The 19,042-nt window shown below is 71.6% G+C and carries 18 protein-coding genes and 1 pseudogene; 10 read left to right on the top strand and 9 right to left on the bottom strand.

The features are described 5' to 3' along the window. Positions 1–207: 207 nt before the first annotated feature. Both OG462_RS28170 and OG462_RS28165 read right to left on the bottom strand, forming a co-directional pair. On the bottom strand, positions 208–1,437 hold the full coding sequence (locus OG462_RS28170) for a DUF4190 domain-containing protein (protein WP_406061787.1): 1,230 nt from the start codon (positions 1,435–1,437) through the stop codon (positions 208–210). A gap of 151 nt (positions 1,438–1,588) precedes the next feature. After that, positions 1,589–3,163 carry a S8 family peptidase gene (locus tag OG462_RS28165; protein ID WP_406061785.1) on the bottom strand — a complete coding sequence of 525 codons (1,575 nt, stop codon included), beginning with the start codon at positions 3,161–3,163 and terminating at the stop codon, positions 1,589–1,591. A gap of 176 nt (positions 3,164–3,339) precedes the next feature. On the opposite strand from OG462_RS28165, the gene OG462_RS28160 reads away from it, so the two are divergent. Next, positions 3,340–4,476 carry a pyridoxal-phosphate dependent enzyme gene (locus tag OG462_RS28160; RefSeq protein WP_406061784.1) on the top strand — a complete coding sequence of 379 codons (1,137 nt, stop codon included), beginning with the start codon at positions 3,340–3,342 and terminating at the stop codon, positions 4,474–4,476. A 112-nt stretch (positions 4,477–4,588) separates the two neighbouring features. Here the strand turns inward: OG462_RS28160 and OG462_RS28155 are convergent, their stop codons facing one another. The 3 genes from OG462_RS28155 to OG462_RS28145 form a co-directional block, all read right to left on the bottom strand. Next, positions 4,589–5,338 (bottom strand): DUF4232 domain-containing protein, encoded by a 750-nt coding sequence (locus OG462_RS28155; protein ID WP_406061783.1) that lies wholly within the window; start codon positions 5,336–5,338, stop codon positions 4,589–4,591. Between the two features lie 147 nt (positions 5,339–5,485). Then, positions 5,486–8,131: a BTAD domain-containing putative transcriptional regulator gene (locus OG462_RS28150; protein WP_406061782.1), complete on the bottom strand. Its 2,646-nt coding sequence runs from the start codon at positions 8,129–8,131 to the stop codon at positions 5,486–5,488. A gap of 293 nt (positions 8,132–8,424) precedes the next feature. Continuing rightward, positions 8,425–8,895: a DIP1984 family protein gene (locus tag OG462_RS28145; RefSeq protein ID WP_406061780.1), complete on the bottom strand. Its 471-nt coding sequence runs from the start codon at positions 8,893–8,895 to the stop codon at positions 8,425–8,427. A gap of 96 nt (positions 8,896–8,991) precedes the next feature. On the opposite strand from OG462_RS28145, the pseudogene OG462_RS28140 reads away from it, so the two are divergent. Beyond that, positions 8,992–9,126: pseudogene (locus OG462_RS28140) on the top strand (Uma2 family endonuclease); the annotation flags it as partial. A gap of 229 nt (positions 9,127–9,355) precedes the next feature. Here the strand turns inward: OG462_RS28140 and OG462_RS28135 are convergent. Next, positions 9,356–9,502 (bottom strand): hypothetical protein, encoded by a 147-nt coding sequence (locus OG462_RS28135; RefSeq protein ID WP_406061779.1) that lies wholly within the window; start codon positions 9,500–9,502, stop codon positions 9,356–9,358. 333 nt (positions 9,503–9,835) lie between these two features. Between OG462_RS28135 and OG462_RS28130 the strand changes: the two genes are divergently transcribed. From OG462_RS28130 to OG462_RS28120, 3 genes are all read left to right on the top strand, one after another. Continuing rightward, positions 9,836–10,450, top strand: a complete 615-nt coding sequence (locus OG462_RS28130; protein ID WP_406061777.1) for an antibiotic biosynthesis monooxygenase — start codon at positions 9,836–9,838, stop codon at positions 10,448–10,450. 270 nt (positions 10,451–10,720) lie between these two features. Beyond that, on the top strand, positions 10,721–10,990 hold the full coding sequence (locus tag OG462_RS28125) for a type II toxin-antitoxin system Phd/YefM family antitoxin (protein WP_030774626.1): 270 nt from the start codon (positions 10,721–10,723) through the stop codon (positions 10,988–10,990). Next, a complete protein-coding gene (locus OG462_RS28120; protein ID WP_030207783.1) occupies positions 10,983–11,246 on the top strand; it encodes a type II toxin-antitoxin system RelE/ParE family toxin in 264 nt (87 codons plus the stop codon). The genes OG462_RS28125 and OG462_RS28120 overlap by 8 nt, the downstream gene beginning before the upstream one ends. 84 nt (positions 11,247–11,330) lie before the next feature. Here the strand turns inward: OG462_RS28120 and ychF are convergent, their stop codons facing one another. Then, positions 11,331–12,419, bottom strand: coding sequence for a redox-regulated ATPase YchF (gene ychF / locus OG462_RS28115; protein WP_406061776.1), 1,089 nt, complete (start codon positions 12,417–12,419; stop codon positions 11,331–11,333). A gap of 356 nt (positions 12,420–12,775) precedes the next feature. Here ychF and OG462_RS28110 point away from each other — a divergent pair, with 356 nt between their 5' ends. After that, positions 12,776–13,333 (top strand): DUF6542 domain-containing protein, encoded by a 558-nt coding sequence (locus OG462_RS28110; RefSeq protein WP_406066753.1) that lies wholly within the window; start codon positions 12,776–12,778, stop codon positions 13,331–13,333. 97 nt (positions 13,334–13,430) lie between these two features. Here OG462_RS28110 and ppgK read toward each other — a convergent pair whose 3' ends face one another. Together ppgK and OG462_RS28100 are read right to left on the bottom strand one after the other, a co-directional pair. Beyond that, entirely contained in the window at positions 13,431–14,174 is a 744-nt protein-coding gene (gene ppgK / locus OG462_RS28105) for a polyphosphate--glucose phosphotransferase (RefSeq protein WP_406061775.1), read from the bottom strand. 30 nt (positions 14,175–14,204) lie between these two features. Beyond that, positions 14,205–15,248: a 4-hydroxy-3-methylbut-2-enyl diphosphate reductase gene (locus OG462_RS28100; protein WP_406061774.1), complete on the bottom strand. Its 1,044-nt coding sequence runs from the start codon at positions 15,246–15,248 to the stop codon at positions 14,205–14,207. A 54-nt stretch (positions 15,249–15,302) separates the two neighbouring features. Here OG462_RS28100 and OG462_RS28095 point away from each other — a divergent pair, with 54 nt between their 5' ends. From OG462_RS28095 to OG462_RS28080, 4 genes are all read left to right on the top strand, one after another. Next, positions 15,303–16,673 (top strand): APC family permease, encoded by a 1,371-nt coding sequence (locus tag OG462_RS28095; RefSeq protein ID WP_406061772.1) that lies wholly within the window; start codon positions 15,303–15,305, stop codon positions 16,671–16,673. A 31-nt stretch (positions 16,674–16,704) separates the two neighbouring features. Then, positions 16,705–17,928, top strand: a complete 1,224-nt coding sequence (xseA, locus tag OG462_RS28090; RefSeq protein WP_406061771.1) for an exodeoxyribonuclease VII large subunit — start codon at positions 16,705–16,707, stop codon at positions 17,926–17,928. 54 nt (positions 17,929–17,982) lie between these two features. Continuing rightward, positions 17,983–18,270, top strand: a complete 288-nt coding sequence (locus OG462_RS28085) for an exodeoxyribonuclease VII small subunit (RefSeq protein ID WP_406061769.1) — start codon at positions 17,983–17,985, stop codon at positions 18,268–18,270. A gap of 162 nt (positions 18,271–18,432) precedes the next feature. Next, positions 18,433–19,023 (top strand): malonic semialdehyde reductase, encoded by a 591-nt coding sequence (locus tag OG462_RS28080; protein WP_406061767.1) that lies wholly within the window; start codon positions 18,433–18,435, stop codon positions 19,021–19,023. The last annotated feature ends 19 nt before the right edge of the window (positions 19,024–19,042 follow it).

The raw sequence follows: 19,042 nt of genomic DNA, 5'->3' as shown, positions 1-19,042 counted from the left end.
GCCGCTCGCGGTGTGCCCGCAGCGGCGGTCGGTCACGGGCCGCCGCTCCCCGGGCCCACCGCCCGGTCCGCGCACAACGGGGCCGGGCCTCCCGAGGGAGACCCGGCCCCGTTCTCGTACGAAGACCTCGCACGAAGGCCTCGCACGAAGGTCTCGCACGAAGGTCTCGCACGAAGGCGTCGTACGGTCTCGTACGAAGGCCTCGAATCAGGCGGAGGTGCCCTCGCCCGCCGGCGGCGCGCCTGTCAGGTCGAGCGCCGTCCGCGCGTCCGCGCCAAGGTCCTCGGGCAGGGCCTCCCAGGCCGGGTCGTACGCCTCCCAGTAGGCGTCCGCGTCGGCCGCCGTCGCCAGCTTGAGCCACTGCTTCGAGGCCGCTCCGAGCTCCTTGCGGAGCGCCGCGACGGCGGCGGTGGAGTCGGCGGGCCAGGAGCGCTGCCCGAGGTCCGCGTGCGCCGTGTTGATCGCCGCCAGGAGCTCCGTGGCCCACACCTTGTTGGCGGTGAAGTCCTCGTCCGGGTCCTCCTCCGGCTCCCGGTACGAGACCGTCTCGATCGGGTTGAGGGCCTTCAGGAAGGACTCCTGGTCGTCGGTGAGCGTGGTCCCGTCAGAGCGCACCGAGCCGCTGAACGGCTTCTTGTCGGTGGCGAACGCGCAGGTCACCGTCCGGTCGCCGAGGCGCCAGCTCTGGCTGCTGGGAAGGTAGTAGTACAGCCAGACGTCCTTCGGGACGGCCCAGGTGTCCAGCGCGTACGCGCCGTTGATCGTCTCGCAGCGCTTCTCCGCGATCTTGTCGAGCGGGTCCTCGCCCGGCCACTTGTCGAAGCCGGTGACCTTGAAGACACCGGTGACCTCGCCGTCGTGCGGACGATCGCAGTCGACGATCGTCACGTCGGTCGTGTACTCCTCCAGCTTGCCGGGATCGCTGAAGCACTGCCCGGTCCGGAGCGACAGCGGCGACTTGGAGCGGGACGCCTCGTCGACGCCCTCCTTGAAGCCGCCCCAGAACTCGCCGATGCCGCCGGTGGCGAGGCCGATCACCAGCAGCAGACAGCTGACGGCGGAGAGGACGATGCCCGCGACCGCGAGGCCCTTGCCCTCCTGGTCCCGCTTCTTGATCTGCGGAAGGGCGATCAGGCCGAGGATCAGGCCGAGGGGCGGCAGGCAGCAGACGATGCCGGAGACGAGGGAGCCGACGGCGAGCCCGTTGGTGGTACGCCGGGGCGGCTGCCCGTACGGGCCGATGCCGGGCGCACCGGGCGCACCGGGCGCACCGGGGCCGCCGGCGTAGGGCCCGGCCGTGTACGGCATCCCTGGCGAGGTGTACGGCCCCGGGGCGGGCCATCCCCCCTGCTGCGGGCCGCCCCGGGGGGACGGCGGCGGCGGGGTCGGCGGGGTCGGCTCCACGGGTACGGTGCTCCTGTTCGGGGCGAACGACACGAACAAACGATCGGTCGCGCATCGTACCCGGGGGTGCGCAACGGAAGGAGCGGTCGCCCGCAGGCGACCGCCCCTCACCGATGACATACAGGTCGGGCTCAGAACTCCGGCGGACTCAGATCCGCGATCCGGCTCAGATCCGCGCTCCGGCTCAGAACTGAAGCGCCCAGGAGTCGATCTTCCCGGTGTCGATGGACGCGTTGTCCGTGACCCGCAGCTTCCACGTGCCGTTGGCGGCCTCCGAGGAGGCGTTCACGGTGTACGTGGTGTTGATGTTGTCCGCGCTGCCGCCGGTGCCGAAGGCCTTCAGCGTGTACGCCGAGCCGTCGGGGGCTATCAGCTGGACCTGGAGGTCACCGATGTAGGTGTGGACGATGTTCACCGGCACCTGGAGGGCGGCGGGGGCGTTGCCCGTGACGCCGCTGACGGTGAGCGGGGACTCGACGGTCGCGTTGTCGGCGATGGCGTAGTCACCGGTGTTCTCGAACTTCGGGCCGGTGGGCGGGGTGGTGGTGCCGCCGCCGACGTACAGCAGCCGGTTCGGGGAGCCGGTCCCCGGGTTGGTGACGACGTTCGGGGTGGCGGCGGTCGTCAGGGCCGTGGAGACCTGCGCCGGGGTCGCCGTCGGGTTGGCGCCGAGGTAGACGGCCGCGGCGCCCACGACGTGCGGGGTCGCCATGGACGTACCGGAGATGGTGTTGGTGGCGGAGTCGCTGGTGTTCCAGGACGAGGTGATGGAGGAGCCCGGGGCGAAGATGTCCAGGACCGTGCCGTAGTTGGAGAAGCTGGAGCGGGCGTCGGTGTTGGTCGTGGAGCCGACGGTGATGGCCTCGGTGACGCGCGCCGGCGAGTAGTTGGAGGCGTTGGCGCTGTCGTTGCCCGCCGCGACCGCGTACGTGACGCCGGAGGCGATCGAGTTGCGGACGGCCGCGTCGAGGACGGTGTCGACGCCGCCGCCGAGGCTCATGTTGGCGACGGCCGGCTTCACGGCGTTCTGCGTGACCCAGTCGATGCCCGCGACGACCTGCTCGGTCGTTCCGGAGCCGGAGTTGTCGAGGACGCGGACGCCGACGATCTTCGCCTTCTTCGCGACGCCGTACGACGTGCCCGCGACCGTTCCGGCGACGTGGGTGCCGTGGCCGTGGCCGTCCTGGGCGGTGTTGTCGTTGTCGATGGCGTCGTAGCCGTAGGAGGCGCGGCCGCCGAAGTCGCTGTGGGTGATGCGTACGCCGGTGTCGATGATGTACGCGGTGACGCCCTGGCCCGCGGTGTCCGGGTAGGTGTAACTCTGGTTCAGCGGAAGGGCCTTCTGGTCGATCCGGTCCAGGCCCCAGGACGGGGGGGAGGGCTGCGTACCGTCGACCGTGAAGACGCGGTTCTGGACGACGGAGGTCACGGCGGGGTCGGCCGCGAGCTTCTTCGCCTGCGCCTCGGAGAGTTCGACGGAGTAGCCGTTGATCGCCGTGGTGTACGTCCGCTTGATCTTCGCGCCGAACTTGGCGGCTACGGCACGGCCCTTGGCGGTCTCCGCCTGCGCCGACTCGTCGAGGGTGACGATGTAGCTGCCCGCGATCGTGCCTTCGGCTCCGGCGTTCTCGATGACGCCCTCGGGGGCGGCCGGCGAGGCGGCGGCCGGGAGGGCGGAGAGGCTGCCGAGGGTGAGGGCGGTGACGGCGATGGCCGTGGCGGTGGCGATTCGGCGTCGTGATCCACGCATCACTGACATGTGAGGGGTCCTCCTCATTGGTGGTGCGCTGCTGTGGGGGATTTAGCAGGGACATGACAAGACAACGTGGCTCCACGCCGCCTCGGACATCCGGCTGCCGAGCGAAAGATTGACTGATCCATAGGAATCCCACAAGAGCTCTCGACGCCCCGCAACACCCGTGCCACACAGCTGACATGCTGATCACCATGACCTCCTACGTGTGCCCCCGCTGCCAGGTTCACTCGCCCACGGACACGCTCACCTGGCGTTGTCCGAAGTGCGGCGGACCTTGGGACCTGGAGTTCGCAAGTGGGCCGGTTTCCCTCCCGTCACTCGCGTCACGGCAAAATTCATTGTGGCGTTACGAGGAGGCGCTGCCGCCGATGCCGTACGCGCCTGAGGTGACGCTCGGGGAGGGCCGCACGCCACTCGTCCCCCTCGGGGAAAGGGAGGAGGGATCGGTTTCGGCCAAGCTCGACTTCCTCATGCCGACCCTGTCCTTCAAGGACCGCGGCGCGGTGATGCTCGCCGCCCACGCCCTCCGCCTCGCGCGGAACGGCGGCCTCGACCGGGTCGTCGCCGACAGCAGCGGGAACGCGGGCACGGCGATCGCCGCGTACGGCGCGCGGGCCGGGCTCGACTGCCTCGTGTACGTGCCCGAGGGCACCTCCCCGAAGAAGCTGGAGCAGATCCGGGCGCACGGAGCCCGGGTCGTCGAGGTCCCCGGCGACCGCGAGGCGACGGCCCGCGCCGCGCGGGCGGCCGCCGACGAATCCGGCACCTTCTACGCCTCGCACGTCTACAACCCGTACTTCCTGCACGGCACCAAGACGTACGTGTACGAGCTGTGGGAGGAGCTCGGCGGCCGCCTCCCCGACACGATCGTCGTCCCGGTCGGCAACGGCACCCTGCTCCTGGGCGCCGCCCTCGCCCTCGACGAACTGCACCGCCACGGGCTCACGGACAACCGCCCCGCCCTCGTCGCCGTCCAGGCGGAGGCCGTCTCCCCGCTGGCCGCGGCCTTCCACGCGGGCGCGGACGAGCTGGGCGCACCCGCCCCCGTCCGCCCCACCCTCGCCGAGGGCATCGCGATCCCGGCCCCGCCCCGCGCCCACCAGATCCTGCGGGCGGTACGGGCGACGGGCGGCACGTTCCTGACGGTGACGGAGGATCAGATCCGTACCGCCCAGCGGGACCTGGCCCGCCGCGGCCTCTTCGTCGAGTCCACCGGCGTGGCCTGCTGGGCGGCGGTCCAGGCGGCGCCTCCGCGCCCCGGCCTCACGGTGGTGCCGCTGTGCGGGGCGGGGGCGAAGACGGGCCTGGCGGTGTGACCGCGGCTCGGAGCCGGCCGGCTGAGAACTCGTCGCCTCAGGACCAGCCGGCTCAGAACTCGTCGCCTCAGAACCGGCCGGCTCAGAACTCGTCGCCTCAGAACCGGCCGGCTCAGAACTCGTCGGCGCCGTTGCGGAGCTCGTTCGTCCAGTAGCCCGTCTTCGCGGCGGCCTCGTCGACGGCCAGGCCGCCCGCGGGGGCCTTGACGACGATGCTGCCCTCGGCCGGGCCCGCGGCGGCGAAGAGGTTCACGTTGAAGCTCTTCACGACCTTGTTGTCCTCGTGGGCGCCGCCGAGCGCGATCCGCACATTGGCGTACGCGGGCGCGCCGGGCTGCAGGACGACCGGGGCGGCCGGCTTGCTCTTCGCGACGGCCGGGATGTCCTTGGCGGTCTGGATCGGGCCGAACGCGATCAGCGGGTACTCCAGCAGGGTGCAGGCGCTGCCGGAGGTGTTGGTCGCGGTGAGGACGATGTGCTCGGTCGGGACCTCGTCAGCCTTCGCCGCGGTGACCTTGATGTCGCCGTAGGCGCAGGCGGGCGCCTTGGCGGAGGTCTTGCCGCCGGTCGAGGAACCGGCCGTGGAGCCGGTCGTGGACCCCTTGGTGCCGGTGCCGCCGGACGTGCCGCCGGTCGCCGTCGAGCCACCGGTGGAGCCCGAGCCGCTCTTCGCGGCGGTCTGGTCGGCGGTGCCCGCGGCGTCGCCCGTCCCCTTGTCGGTGGCGCCCGCGGCCGACTGCGAGGAGCTCGCGCTGCCCGCGTCCTTGGCGCCGGCGTCCGTGCCGCCGCAGGCCGTCAGGCCGAGCGAGAGGGCGGTGACGGCGGCGGCGGCGAGGACGGTGGACTTGTAGTGGGTACGCATGGTGGTTCTCCCCCGTGAAGCGGTCGGTCGGTGCTGGTACGCCGAGGCAGTTGCCTCGGCGCGGGCACTCCGGGTGCTCAGTGCACTCCGTGTACTCCGTGCTGTATCCAGCTTCCGGCCTCGCGCTGCCGTCCCGCTTGCGTACCGCTAACGATCCGCTGACAAGCGCGAAAGACCGGCCGCCGCCCGCGCCGAACCCTCGGTGAAACCAGCCGCGTCGGCCGACACGATCGCGCGTTCCAGCTGGTCAGCGGCCTCTTCGACACGGCCGATAGCGGCCAGCGCCTCACCCCGGACGATTTGCAGCTGGGCCTGGACGACCACCGCGTCTGGTGCGACCAGTTCCCCGGCGCGAAGGGTGTGCGCGAGCGCCGCCTCGTAGTCCCCCGCCTTCATGCAGTGCCCCGCCAGGTGATGGAGGGTGAGCACCTGGGTGGACGGATGGCCCGTCCGGTCGGCGAGCGAGACGGCGTGGACCATGAGCAGCCCGGCCCGCTCGTGCTCCCCGGTCGCGTCCAGGACGGCGGCGTAGTTGACGTAGGCGATCGCCTCGCTGATCGTGTCGCCGGCCCGGGCGGCCAGGCCGGGGGCCTTCTCCAGGTGGACGAGGGCCTCGGCGTCCCGGCCCTCCTCGTGCAGGATCCAGCCGAGCAGCGCCCGCGTGCGCGACTGGGCGTCGAAGTCGCCCACGTGCGCGGCCGAGGCGAGTCCGGCCTCCAGGAGCGGCGTCCAGCCGTCCCCGATCCGCATGAGCATCAACGGCCACTGCACCAGGGCGAGCCGCCAGGCCCGGTCGTGCAGGCCGAGGGCGGCCGCGGCGGTGACGGCACCCTCCAGGGCGGCGCGCTCGGCCACGTACCAGTCGAGGGCCGCCGTGCGGTCCTCGAACTCGCGGGTCGCGGCGGGCCGTCGGGCGTCGGCGGGCAGCGAGTAGCAGGGCTGGGAGCCCGGCTCGGCGGCGGCGTCGGCCGCGAGCCCCGTGTACAGGTAGTGGTCGAGGAGCCGGGGCAGGCCCTCGGGGTCGGCGCCCGAGGCGACGTGACGGGCGTAGAGCCGTACCAGGTCGTGCGGCATCCAGCGGCCGGGGACGGACTCGGTGAGCAGATGGGCGGCGGCGAGCCGGTCCAGGTCGGCGGAGGCGTGCGCCGGGGACGTCCCGGCGAGCGCGCCGGCCGCGAACCGGTCCAGATCGGAGCCGGTGTGCAGACCGATCGCACGGAACAGCCGGGCCGCGGACTCGGGCAGCTGCTGGACGGTGAGGCGCAGCGCGGCGGAGACGCCCCGGTCCTCGACGTCGAGCAGCATCAGCCGGCCCTGCTCGTCGGCGAGTTCGCCGACCATCGCGTCGAGCGTCCACTGCGGGCGCTCGGCGAGCCGGGCCGCCGTCACCCGCAGCGCGAGCGGCAGGCCGTCGCAGAGCCCGGCGAGCCGTGCGGCCGCGGCGGGTTCGGCGGCGACCCGTGTCTCGCCGAGCACAGTGGTGAGCAGGGCCGCCGAATCGGCCGGCGGAAGGTGGCCGAGCGGCACCGGCCGGGCCGCGTCGGAGGCGATGAGGCCGCCGAGCCGGTCGCGGCTGGTGACCAGGGTCGTGCAGTGGTCGCCGCCGGGCAGCAGGGGCCTGACCTGCTCGGAGGAGCGGGCGTTGTCGAGGACGACGAGCAGCCGGCGGCCGGCCGTCAGGGACCGGAACAGGGCGCCGCGCGCCTCGACGGCCTCCGGGATCCGCTGCGGCTGCACGCCGAGCGCGAGCAGGAACTCGCGGAGGACGCCGGCGGTCTCGGGGGCCGGGGTGTCGCTGAAGCCGCGCAGGTCGGCGAAGAGCCGACCGTCGGGGAAGTCGGCGCGGCGCTCGTACGCCCAGTGCACGGCGAAGGCCGTCTTGCCGACGCCGGCGGGTCCGGTGACCAGGCAGACGGGTCCTTCGCCCCCTCGTACGGCCCGGTCGAGGGCGGCGAGTTCGCCGCCGCGGCCGGTGAACCCGCGCGGGGCGCGCGGCAGTCCCTCCGGTGCCGGGAGCGCGATGGGAACGACCGGCCGGGCCACGGCGACGGGCTCGGCGGAACGGAGCAGCGTCGCGTACGCCTCGCTGAGCGTCTCGCCGGGATCGACGCCCAGTTCCTCGGCGAGGAGTCGCCGGGTGCGGTGGTACCAGTCGATCGCGTCCGACTGCCGGCCCGAACGGCCGAGGGCCAGCATCAGCGCGGCCGCGAGGGACTCCCGCAGCGGGTGCGCGACGGCCTCGGTCCGCAGCACGGCGGCGGCCCTGGCATGCTCGCCGAGCTCTCCGTACGCCTCCGCCAACGCCTCCACGGAGGCCAGCCGCAGCTCTTCGAGCCCCCCGGCCGCGGCCTCGAGAGGCCGGCTGTGCACGGTCCCGGTGAGCGCGGGCCCCTGCCAGTACGACAAGGCCTCCCGCAGCATCCGCACCGCGTCGGCGGGCCGCCGCTGCACCCCGGCGAGCGCCACGAGCTCCTCGAAGCGGTGCGCGTCCACCAGCGACTCCGGCATCCGCAGCACGTACGCCGACCCCTGCGTGGCCAGCTCGACCCCGTACGCCTCCGCCCCGTGCTCGGCGAGCAGCGCCCGCAGCCGCGAAACGTGCCCCTGCAGCACGGTCTTGGCGTGCGTCGGCGGCTCTTCCTCCCACAGCGCGTCGATCAGCTGACCGACGTTCACCGCGCTGTTGGGCCGCAACAGCAGCATCACGAGAAGACTGGACCGTTTGGCGGGCCCCAGGGCTACGTCCCCGTCCTCCGTCACCAGCGCAACGGAGCCGAGCAGCCGGAACTCCACCAGTACACCTCCGCGATCCGTCTCCCCCGTTTCCCCAGCAGTCGAGGATACGTGGGGTGGAGGGGTCGAAAGCGACGTGGAGATCCCCGATCCCGCCCTCGTCGTCCGAATCTGCACATGGTGATGAACTGTGCGTTGTGCACCGTCACCTGTGCGCTGTGCTGAGCGGCTGTGTAAACGGGGAATCGAACCCCTGCGCTGCTCTCCACGCACCAGGATGGACCGGAATGACCGCCGGCCCACGGCTTGTGCACGCCTTCGGACGACTACCTGCTCCACGTCGAGCGACTCGCTCAGTCCAGCAGATCGACCTCCCAGTTCGACCGCTGGATCAGCACGTCGACCTCACGGAGCTCCCGCGCCAGCACGTCGGCCTGCGCCCGCAGCCGCGCCACGGGAAGCGCCGACAGCATCTTCAGCTCGGACCGCAGCTGCCGCACCGTCCCGTGCTGGTCCCGCCCGGCGGCGGCGTCGGCGGCCGACGTGACGACGGAATGCCGCAGCCGCAGCACATCCCGCCGAGCCAACGCGTCGGTGAGAGTGCCCCCGCCCTCGACCACGACCTGGGCATTGGTCCGGTTGATCCGCCGGATCAACCCCTCCAACTCCCCCAGGACCTCGCCGACCTCGGCCAGCAGGGCGGCCGCGTCCTCGGCAGGCTCCTCCCCCTCCTGGAACCGAGCGCTACCGACCACCCGAGCCCGCAACTGCTCGACCCGCCGAGCGGCATCCGCCCGCAACACCAACGCCTCGGCAAGCTTCACGACCGCACCCCTCCACCACGACGATTCGGCCGAAATTATGCCCGGCCGACCACCCCACCGGACACCACGCGCACCTCCCGGAGGCCCGGCAACGCCGTCCATCCGCACGACCTCGACGAACCGACCCGCGCCTACGCGCCCGCCGGCATCTTCCCCGGGTCGCTCCAGCGTCCGGTGCCTTTCGAGATCAACCTCGATCTGGACAAGCTCACACCGCCCCGAAGCAGCTGAAGGGTCACCACCGCGCCGGCACGGGACAGCGGAAGGGGCCGGACTCGTGCGAGTCCGGCCCCTGATTTTCGCTGTGACGGAGGAGCTACACGTTGAAGCGGAATGTCTGCGGGCCGATCCTGACCTGCGGCGGAGCCGCATACGTCGCCCTGACCAGGCATTTCCCCGTCGGCGTGCGTTGGGTCCCGACGGTCGCTTACGGGTGTCCTGCGGACTGTCTGCGGACTGGCTACGGGGTCTCGACGGAGTCGAGGTGCCTGCGCAGCTCGGCCGCGATGTCTTCGTCGCCACCCTCGGCCGGCAGCGGCCACGGGCCCTGCTCGCCGTTCGCCACGGCGAGGCCGCTCGCGAACCAGACGAGGTGCGGTGCGGGCACGAAGGAGTCCCGGAGCCACCGCGCAACGTGGGCTCGGGAATGTCTCCCTCAGAGCCCTCTCCAGGGACTCGACCGTAGCGCGCCAGGCTCGGCACCGTGAAGCGTCACGGTCCCCTCGCCCCGCTGGACCGCGCACCGGCGCCCTTCAGGCGAGCCGAGCGGCTGATGGATGATCAGATGCCCAGCGCCATCCCAGCACGGGAAACAGCACGGGCCAACGGCTCACCTCTTCACCTGAATGCCCCTGCCGCGTTGCCCCCCATCCGCCCCGGTCATCGCATGGAGTGGGAAAACGAGCCCGCGCGGGGCCACCGGAAGGCAGGAAAGGGCGCTATGTACGTTCGCAGCATCTATGCAACGGGTGATCCGGCCGAGCTCGACGGGGTCGCCGAGGCGCTACGGACCGACGGGCGTGCGCTGCTGTCGGCGCAACCGGGCTTTCGCGGGATGGGGCTGTTCGCCGACCGTGAGCTCGGCAAGCTCCTGGTGGGATCGTGGTGGGAGGACGAGGCCTCCCGGCAGGCCAGCTACGAGAACCTGAGCAAGCGGCGGGCCGAGATGATGGCGCCGTTCGCGCAGACCGTGACGGTCGACAACTGGGAAGCGGCGGTCGCCCGGCGCGCAGAGGAACTCGGGCCGGGCGCGGGGTTCCGGCTGGTCCACATGGACGTCGAGCCGGCCGACATCGACCTGCTGGTGGACGCGTTCCGCGACACCTCACTGCCCAAGGTCCAGAAGGTCCCAGGACTGGCCGGCATCTCCCTGCTCATCGATCGCGACGGGGGCAGAGCCGCTGTCGGCGCGCTCTACGCCGACCGCGACGCACTCGTGGCATCCCGTGGCGCCGTCGCGGCGGTCCGCGGAGAGGCCACGGCGAAGGCTCGCGCAACCACCCGCAGCCTCGAGGAATTCGAGGTGGTCCTCGCCACGGCGGTACCCCACGCCTGACCCTGCCTCCGCTTCCGCGATCGCGAGTCAGCACCAAGTCAGCATGGGCATGCCAGAACGGGTGGAACTCGACGAGTCCAGCCCCTTCTGACCTGCATGCTTGCGAAATCAGTCCATCGGCCGGGGGCGTGGCTCGTACGCGGGGGCCCCTGCACGCCGCAGGGCCGCGGGATCTCCGTCCCCGGAATCAGCCACCCAATCGGCGGCTCATCCCAACGAGTGCATGCAACCCCGATTGTGTACACATGGCACACTCGGTACCCTTGAGGCATGACTCAGCCGCTGCCCATAGAGTCCATCCGCGACGTACGCGCTCACTTGGCCGAAGTCGTCGAACGGGCCGACCGCGACGACGTGCCCACTGTCATCACCCGTCGCGGAAAGCAGGTCGCCGCCGTGGTCTCGATCGAGGTGCTGCGCAAATACCAGGAGTGGGAAGAGCGCGAGATCAACCGCATCATCGACGAGCGCATGGCGAGCCCGGCCGTCGGCGTCCCGATCGAGGACGTGATGAGGGAGACGCTGGCACGCAGTGAGTGACTATCGCACGGTGTTCCGGCCCGAGGCCCAGGCCGAGCTGCGCAAGATCCCGCGTGACATGGCGCTTCGCATCCTGGCCAAACTGACAGAGCTGGAGAGCGACCCCTTCGGCTTCAACACCACGGCACTCGTATCCCAGCCTGAGCGCCGCCGCCTACGGGTCGGCGACTACCGTGTCGTCTACACGATCGACAACGGGGAGCTGGTGGTGTGGGTCGTACACGTCGGACACCGCTCCACGGTCTACGACACGTAGCTGCTCCCGGTTCTGCGGACTGTTGCGGACAGCAGAAGGGCCTGGCCTGCATCCTCGCAGGTCAGGCCGCATCTGGATACGCGATCAGACGTTGAAGCGGAACTCCACCACGTCGCCGTCCTGCATGACGTACTCCTTGCCCTCCATGCGGGCCTTGCCGGCCGCGCGGGCGTCGGCCACCGAGCCCGTTTCGACGAGGTCGGCGAAGGAGATGACCTCGGCCTTGATGAAGCCCTTCTGGAAGTCGGTGTGGATGACACCGGCCGCCTCGGGGGCCGTCGCGCCCTGCTTGATCGTCCAGGCGCGGGATTCCTTGGGGCCGGCCGTCAGGTAGGTCTGGAGGCCCAGGGTCGCGAAGCCCACGCGGGCGAGGGTCGCCAGGCCCGGCTCCTCGGCGCCGACGGACTGGAGGAGCTCCATCGCGTCCTCCTCCTCCAGCTCGGCCAGGTCCTGCTCCAGCTTCGCGTTGAGGAAGATCGCCTCCGCCGGGGCGACCAGCGCGCTCTGCTCCGCCTTGAACGCGTCGTCCGTCAGCTCGTCCTCGTCCACGTTGAAGACGTAGAGGAAGGGCTTGGTGGTGAGGAGGTGCAGGTCGTGGAGGAGCTCCGCCTTCTCCGAGCCCTGCAGGATGCCCTGCGAGAAGAGGGTGTCGCCGCGCTCCAGGATCGCCTGGGCCGCCTCGACCGCGGCGACCTTCGGCGCCGTGTCCTTCTTGATCCGCATCTCCTTCTGGAGGCGCGGCAGGACCTTCTCGATCGTCTGGAGGTCCGCGAGGATCAGCTCCGTGTTGATCGTCTCGATGTCGTCCTTCGGCGAGACCTTGCCGTCGACGTGCACGACGTTCTCGTCCTTGAAGGCGCGGATGACCTGGCAGATGGCGTCCGACTCGCGGATGTTCGCCAGGAACTTGTTGCCGAGGCCCTCGCCCTCGCTCGCGCCGCGCACGATGCCCGCGATGTCGACGAAGTCGACCGTCGCGGGGAGGATGCGCTGGGACCCGAAGATCTCCGCCAGCTTGGTCAGCCGGGCGTCGGGGACACCGACGACTCCGACGTTGGGCTCGATCGTGGCGAACGGGTAGTTGGCCGCCAGCACGTCGTTCTTGGTCAGGGCGTTGAACAGGGTCGACTTGCCGACATTCGGCAGACCGACGATTCCGATCGTGAGCGACACGGTGGCGACTTCCTGAAGTGTGGACGGGGGGCCGATCCCCCAGTTTACGGGCGGCCCGAACCGGCCAGTGACGCCGACCTTCGGTCGTTCTCGGGGGCAAGGTCACCCAAAGGGCGTGTCCCGGACCCGGTTCCCGCCCCTTCCCGACCTACGTTGGTGGAGTGGAGCAGCACAGGACAAGTCAGCCGCAAGGCCGCCGACGGCCGCAAACCCCCGTCACGCCGACCGTCGCGCCGCCCGTCACGCCGCCGGCCGCGCCGCCGGCCGCGCTCGTGGAGGGTGCGGCCGTGTACCGCGTGACCGGCCGGACCCGGCGGGGCCCCGGCGCCGCCCGCGTCGAGCGCGCCGGATCCCCCGTGGCGCCGGCCGGAAAGCCCGGCCGGCCCGTGCCGCCCGTCGTCCTCGCTCTGCGGCGCCTCCCCCAGCCCCGTCTGACCGGGATCGGCGCCGGGCTCTTCGCCTCCGCCGTCATGCTGACGCTCGGCTTCCTCGACCTGCTGCTCCTCGACGGCTCCCCCGTCGCCTACGGACTGCTGTTCCTGCCGGTCAGCGCCCTGACCGCGCTCTGGGTGCGCACCGCCGACCTCGTCACCGCGCCCATCGGCGTCCCCATCGCCTTCGCCGTCGGCGTCGTCCCCATCGCGGGCGGCACCGGCGGCTTCGGCGGCCAGGCCATGGCCGTCGTGACCGCCCTCGCCGTGCACGCCGGCTGGCTGTACGGCGGGACCCTCGTCGCCGGGGTCATCGCGAGCGTACGGAAGGTGCGGGAGATGGGGCGGCGCCAGCACCACGCCCGGTCGGCGGCCGCCGGAGCCCCGGCCTCCCCGGCCCCCTCCGTGACCGGTGAGGCGCCCGGGGCCGGTGGGAGGGGCCCCGCCTCGGGCCGAGCCCCCCGCCGCCGCCCCGTCGCCTAGACCCGCCGCCGGAGCTCCCCGTACGGGACCCGTACGGACCCCCATATGCGGACCCCGTATGCGACCCGTACGGGGAGCTCTACGCGGAGACCCTCCCCTACGCCGTTCCCGCCGCCATCCCCGCGCCCACGATCCCCGCGTTGTTCTGGAGTTCCGCCGGGACGATCTCCGCCCTGATGCCCTCGATGAGGGGCAGGAACTTGTCCGCCTTCCGGCTCACCCCGCCGCCGATGATGAACAGCTCCGGCGAGAACAGCATCTCCACGTGCGCGAGGTACTTCCGCAGGCGGCGCGTCGCCCAGTGTTCCCAGGTGAGGTCCTCGTCCTCCTTGGCCTTCGTCGACGCCCTGGTCTCCGCGTCATAGCCCTTGAGCTCCAGGTGGCCCAGCTCCGTGTTCGGGACGAGGCGGCCGTCGACGAAGAGGGCCGAGCCGATGCCCGTGCCGAGGGTCAGCAGGATCACGGTGCCCTTGCGGCCCCGGCCCGCGCCGAAGGTCATCTCCGCGATTCCGGCCGCGTCGGCGTCGTTCAGGACGGTCACCGGGAGGCCGCCCAGGCGCTCGCTCAGCAGGGTGCCCGCGTCCACGCCGATCCACGCTTTGTCGACGTTCGCCGCCGTACGGACGGTGGAGCCGGTCACCACCCCCGGGAAGGTCACTCCCACCGGTCCGGTCCAGCCGAAGTGCTCCACGACCTCCGCGACGCAGCCCGCCACACCGTCGGGTGTGGCGGGCTGCGGGGTCAGTACCTTGTGGCGCTCCTCGGTGAGCGCTCCGCGCTCCAGGTCCACGGGGGCGCCCTTGATGCCCGAGCCGCCGATGTCCACTCCGAAGACGTTCATGGAACCCACGGTAAGGGCTGTGCTGCCGAGTTACTCCTTGACGGGGGCGCCCGTGCCGAGCTTCTCGGCGACGGCCCGCAGGTCCTTGTTCCGGAGCTCCTTGGGCAGCGAGAAGGTCAGGGACTCGTCGGCCGTCTTGACGATCTCGACGTCGGCGTAACCACGCTCGGAGAGCCACTCCAGGACCTCCTGCACGAGGACGTCCGGGACGGAGGCGCCGGAGGAGAGGCCGACGCTGGTGACGCCCTCCAGCCAGGCCTCGTCGATCTCGCTCGCGAAGTCGACCAGGTACGCGGCGGGGACGCCGGCCTGCTTGGCGACCTCGACCATCCGGATCGAGTTCGAGGAGTTCTTCGAGCCGACGACGATGACCAGCTCGGCCTGGCCGGCCAGCTCCTTGATCGCGATCTGGCGGTTCTGCGTGGCGTAGCAGATGTCGTCGGACGGCGGGGAGATCAGCTGCGGGAACTTCTCCTTCAGCGCGTCGACCGTCTCCATCGTCTCGTCGACCGAGAGCGTGGTCTGGGAGAGCCAGACGACGCGGGAGGGGTCCCGGACCTCGATCTTGGCGACGTCGCCGGGGCCGTCGACCAGCTGGATGTGGTCGGGGGCCTCGCCGGAGGTGCCGATGACCTCCTCGTGGCCCTCGTGGCCGATGAGGAGGATGTCGAAGTCGTCGTTGGCGAAGCGGACGGCTTCCTTGTGGACCTTGGTGACCAGCGGGCAGGTGGCGTCGATGGTCGCGAGCCGGCCCTGGCGGGCCTCCTCGTGGACGGTCGGGGCGACGCCGTGCGCGGAGAACATCACGATGTTGCCCGGCGGCACCTCGGTCGCCTGGTCGACGAAGATGGCGCCCTTCCGCTCCAGGGTCTGGACGACGTACTTGTTGTGGACGATCTCGTGCCGGACGTAGATCGGGGCCCCGTACTGCTCCAGGGCCTTCTCCACCGCGATCACGGCACGGTCCACGCCCGCGCAGTAGCCACGGGGAGCGGCGAGCAGGACACGCTTCGGGCGGTTCGTCGCGGAGGCGGAATCGGGCGTCGACGCGGGCGTTGCAGTCATGCGTCCCATCGTAAGGCCGCGTCGGTGAGCGGTTTGATCGGTGCCGTGGCCGAAACTGTGGCCATGTCCGAGGAATCGCAGGTGGCGGCGCGCGGGGAAGACGCGGAACACACGGGGCTTCGACGGAACCTCGGGTTCCGGGACCTGGTCGTCTACGGACTGCTCTTCATCGCCCCCATGGCGCCCGTCGGCGTCTTCGGCACGCTCGACGCGAAGTCCGGCGGCGCGGTCGCACTCGTGTACATCGTGGCCACGGTCGCCATGGCGTTCACGGCCTTCAGTTACGCGCAGATGGTCCGGGTCGCCCCGCAGGCCGGTTCCGTCTTCACGTACGCGCGCAAGGGCCTCGGAGAAGGGCCGGGATTCATCGCCGGCTGGATGGCGATGCTCGACTACCTGCTGATCCCGGCCGTCGCCTATCTCTTCGCGGGCATCGCGATGGAGGCGCTGGTCCCGGAGGTGGACCGGTGGGTGTGGACGGGGATCGCCGTCGTCGTCACGACGCTGCTCAACCTCTGGGGCGTACGGGCGGCGGCCCGGGTCGGCTTCGCGGTGCTCGCGATGGAGATCGTCGTGCTGCTCGTCTTCGTCGTCGCCGCGATCGTGGTGCTCGTACGGGACGGGGCACAGCGCGACTGGTGGTCGCCGCTCACCGGGGACGGCTCGTTCTCCCTGGCCGCCGTCGTGGGCGCGGTGTCCGTGGCCGTCCTGTCCTACCTGGGCTTCGACGCCATCGCCTCCTTCGCGGAGGAGGTCACGGGCGGCTCCGCGAAGGTGGCCCGCGCGGTGCTGTTCTGTCTGGCCCTCGCGGGTGTCCTCTTCATCGGGCAGTCCTGGCTCGTGGCGCTGCTCGAACCGGTCTCCTCGGCCGAGCTCGCCGCCGACCCGGGGAAGCAGGGGTCGGCCTTCTACGACGCCGTCGAGAGCGCGGTCGGCGGCTGGCTGCACGACCTCGTGGCCGTCTCGAAGGCGATCGGCGCGGCCTTCGCGGCGCTCGCGGGGCAGGCGGCCGGTGGCCGGCTGCTGTTCGCGATGGGCCGCGACCGGCGCCTGCCGCACGTGCTCGCCCGGACGGACGGGGGCGTGCCGAGGGTGGCGCTCCTGGTGGCGGCGACGGTGACGATGATCGCGGCGGTGTGGGCGGCCCGGCGGGACGACGGCCTCGACCATCTGGTGTCGGTGGTCGACGTGGGCGCCCTGACGGCCTTCGTCCTGCTGCACGCGAGCGTGGTGGGCTGGTTCGCGGTACGCAGGGCGGAGGGGCCGCCGCACTGGCTGAAGCACGTCGTCCTTCCGGTGGTGGGTGCGGCGATCCTGATCGCGGTGATCGTGGAGGCCTCGGTGGCGGCGCAGGTGGTGGGCGTGGTGTGGCTGGGTGTGGGCCTGATCGTCCTGGCGGTGCAGGGGGCGGCGCGGACGCCGGCGCAGCGCTGACGTTGTCGTACCGCGCGGTTACGCTCGGTCCATGGCTCTGACTACGTCCGCCGAAGCACCGCTTCCCGTCGGTGAGGTCTCCCGCCTGATCGGGGGGTGGATCGACCGGCTCGGGGCGATCTGGGTCGAGGGACAGATCACGCAGCTGTCGCGGCGCCCCGGCGCCGGGGTCGTCTTCCTGACGCTGCGGGATCCCTCGTACGACATCTCCATCGGCGTCACCTGCTACCGCCAGGTCTTCGACGCCGTCGCGGACGTCGTGTCGGAGGGCGCCCGGGTCGTCGTGCGCGCCAAGCCCGAGTGGTACGCCCCGCGCGGGCAGCTGTCGCTGCGCGCGGTGGAGATCAAGCCGGTCGGGATCGGCGAGCTGCTCGCGCGTCTTGAGCAGCTGAAGCGGAGTCTGGCGGCCGAGGGTCTCTTCGCGCTCGACCGGAAGAAGCCGCTGCCGTTCCTGCCGCACCGCGTCGGGCTCGTCTGCGGCCGCGCCTCGGCGGCGGAGCGGGACGTCCTGGAGAACGCGCGACGGCGCTGGCCCGCCGTCGCCTTCGAGGTGCGGAACGTTGCGGTGCAGGGCGTGAAGGCCGTCCCGCAGGTCGTCCAGGCGGTCAAGGAGCTCGACGCCCACGAGGAGGTCGACGTGATCATCGTCGCCCGGGGCGGCGGCAGCGTCGAGGACCTGCTGCCGTTCTCGGACGAGCAGCTGGTCCGGGCCGTCGCCGACTGCCGTACGCCGGTGGTCTCGGCCATCGGGCACGAACCCGACTCGCCCCTGCTCGACCTGGTGGCCGATCTGCGCGCCTCGACGCCGACGGACGCGGCCAAGAAGGTCGTCCCGGACGTCGGCGAGGAGCTGGACCGGGTGCGCGGGCTGCGGGACCGGGCGCTGCGGACCGTACGGGGCCTGCTCGACCGGGAGGAGCGTGGCCTCGCGCACGCGCTCGCGCGGCCCGTCATGGAGCATCCGCAGCGCATGGTCGAGGTCCGCGAGGACGAGCTCGTCGCGCTGCTCGCCCGCAGTCGGCGCGTTCTCGGGCACCTCCTGGACCGGGCGGACTCCGAGCTGTCGCACACGCGGGCGCGGGTCCGGGCATTGTCGCCGGCCGCGACGATGGAGCGGGGGTACGCGGTGCTCCAGCGGGCGGACGGGACCGTGGTCCGCTCTCCCGAGGAGGTCGCGGAGGGCGAGGAGCTGCGGGCCCGGGTCGTGGAGGGCGAGTTCGCGGTACGGCGCGTGGCCGACCCGGACCCGGTCTGAGCGGGACCACCGAGGAAGACGTCAGAGAACCGGATACGGAGGGTGGAGCGGCACATGGCAGCGGGAACGGGTACGGCGGGACCGGGCACGGGATCGGGCACGGACGAGGCGGCGCTCGGGTACGAGGAGGCGCGGGACGAGCTGATCGAGGTCGTTCGGCGGCTCGAAGCGGGTGGGACGTCACTGGAGGAGTCCCTCGCGCTCTGGGAGCGTGGTGAGGAGCTGGCGAAGGTCTGCCGGCGCCGCCTCGAAGGGGCGCGGGCCCGGCTCGACGCCTCGCTCGCGGCGGAACGGGCGGCGGAGGAGGCCGAGGACGCCTCGGGCGGTGACGGGGACGAGTAGCCCCTGCGCGGGCTCCTGGGGGGGGCGGCGTAGACTCACCAGTGAAGCGGATCACTATCCGGATGGATTAGTTGAAGTTTCACCAATCATGGGCGTACTGTCGAGGACATCGCTTGAACCCCCTACGAGCGACCCCCCTTTGCAGTCCGGAAGGTACGCAGCATGTCTCTCGCCCTCGACGCCGCCGCTCAGGATCTCCTTTTCCGCGAGGCCCGCACCGCCAACACGTTCACCGACGAGCCGGTGACCGACGAGCAGGTCCAGGCGATCTACGACCTGGTGAAGTACGGCCCGACCGCCTTCAACCAGACCCCGCTGCGCATCACCCTGGTCCGCTCCCCCGAGGCCCGCGAGCGCCTGGTCAAGCACATGGCCGAAGGCAACCAGCCCAAGACCGCCACCGCCCCGCTCGTCGCGATCCTCTCCGCCGACAACGAGTTCCACGAGGAGCTCCCGGCCCTGCTTCCGCACTTCCCGCAGGCCAAGGACATGTTCTTCGCCGAGCGTCCGGTCCGCGAGCAGTCCGCCGTCCTGAACGCCGCCCTGCAGGCCGCGTACTTCATCGTGGGCGTCCGCGCCGCTGGCCTGGCCGCGGGCCCGATGACCGGCCTGGACTTCGCCGGCCTCCAGAAGGAGTTCCTGGACGGCGACCACACCCCGCTGATGGTCGTCAACATCGGCAAGCCGGGCGAGGACGCCTGGTTCCCGCGCTCCCCGCGCCTCTCCTACGACGAGGTCGTCACCACCGTCTGAGTCTGACGAAGAAAGGCCC

This window comes from Streptomyces sp. NBC_01077 (genome assembly GCF_045162855.1).
Lineage (GTDB): Bacteria > Actinomycetota > Actinomycetes > Streptomycetales > Streptomycetaceae > Streptomyces.
This window is presented reverse-complemented; position numbering and strand designations above follow the sequence as displayed.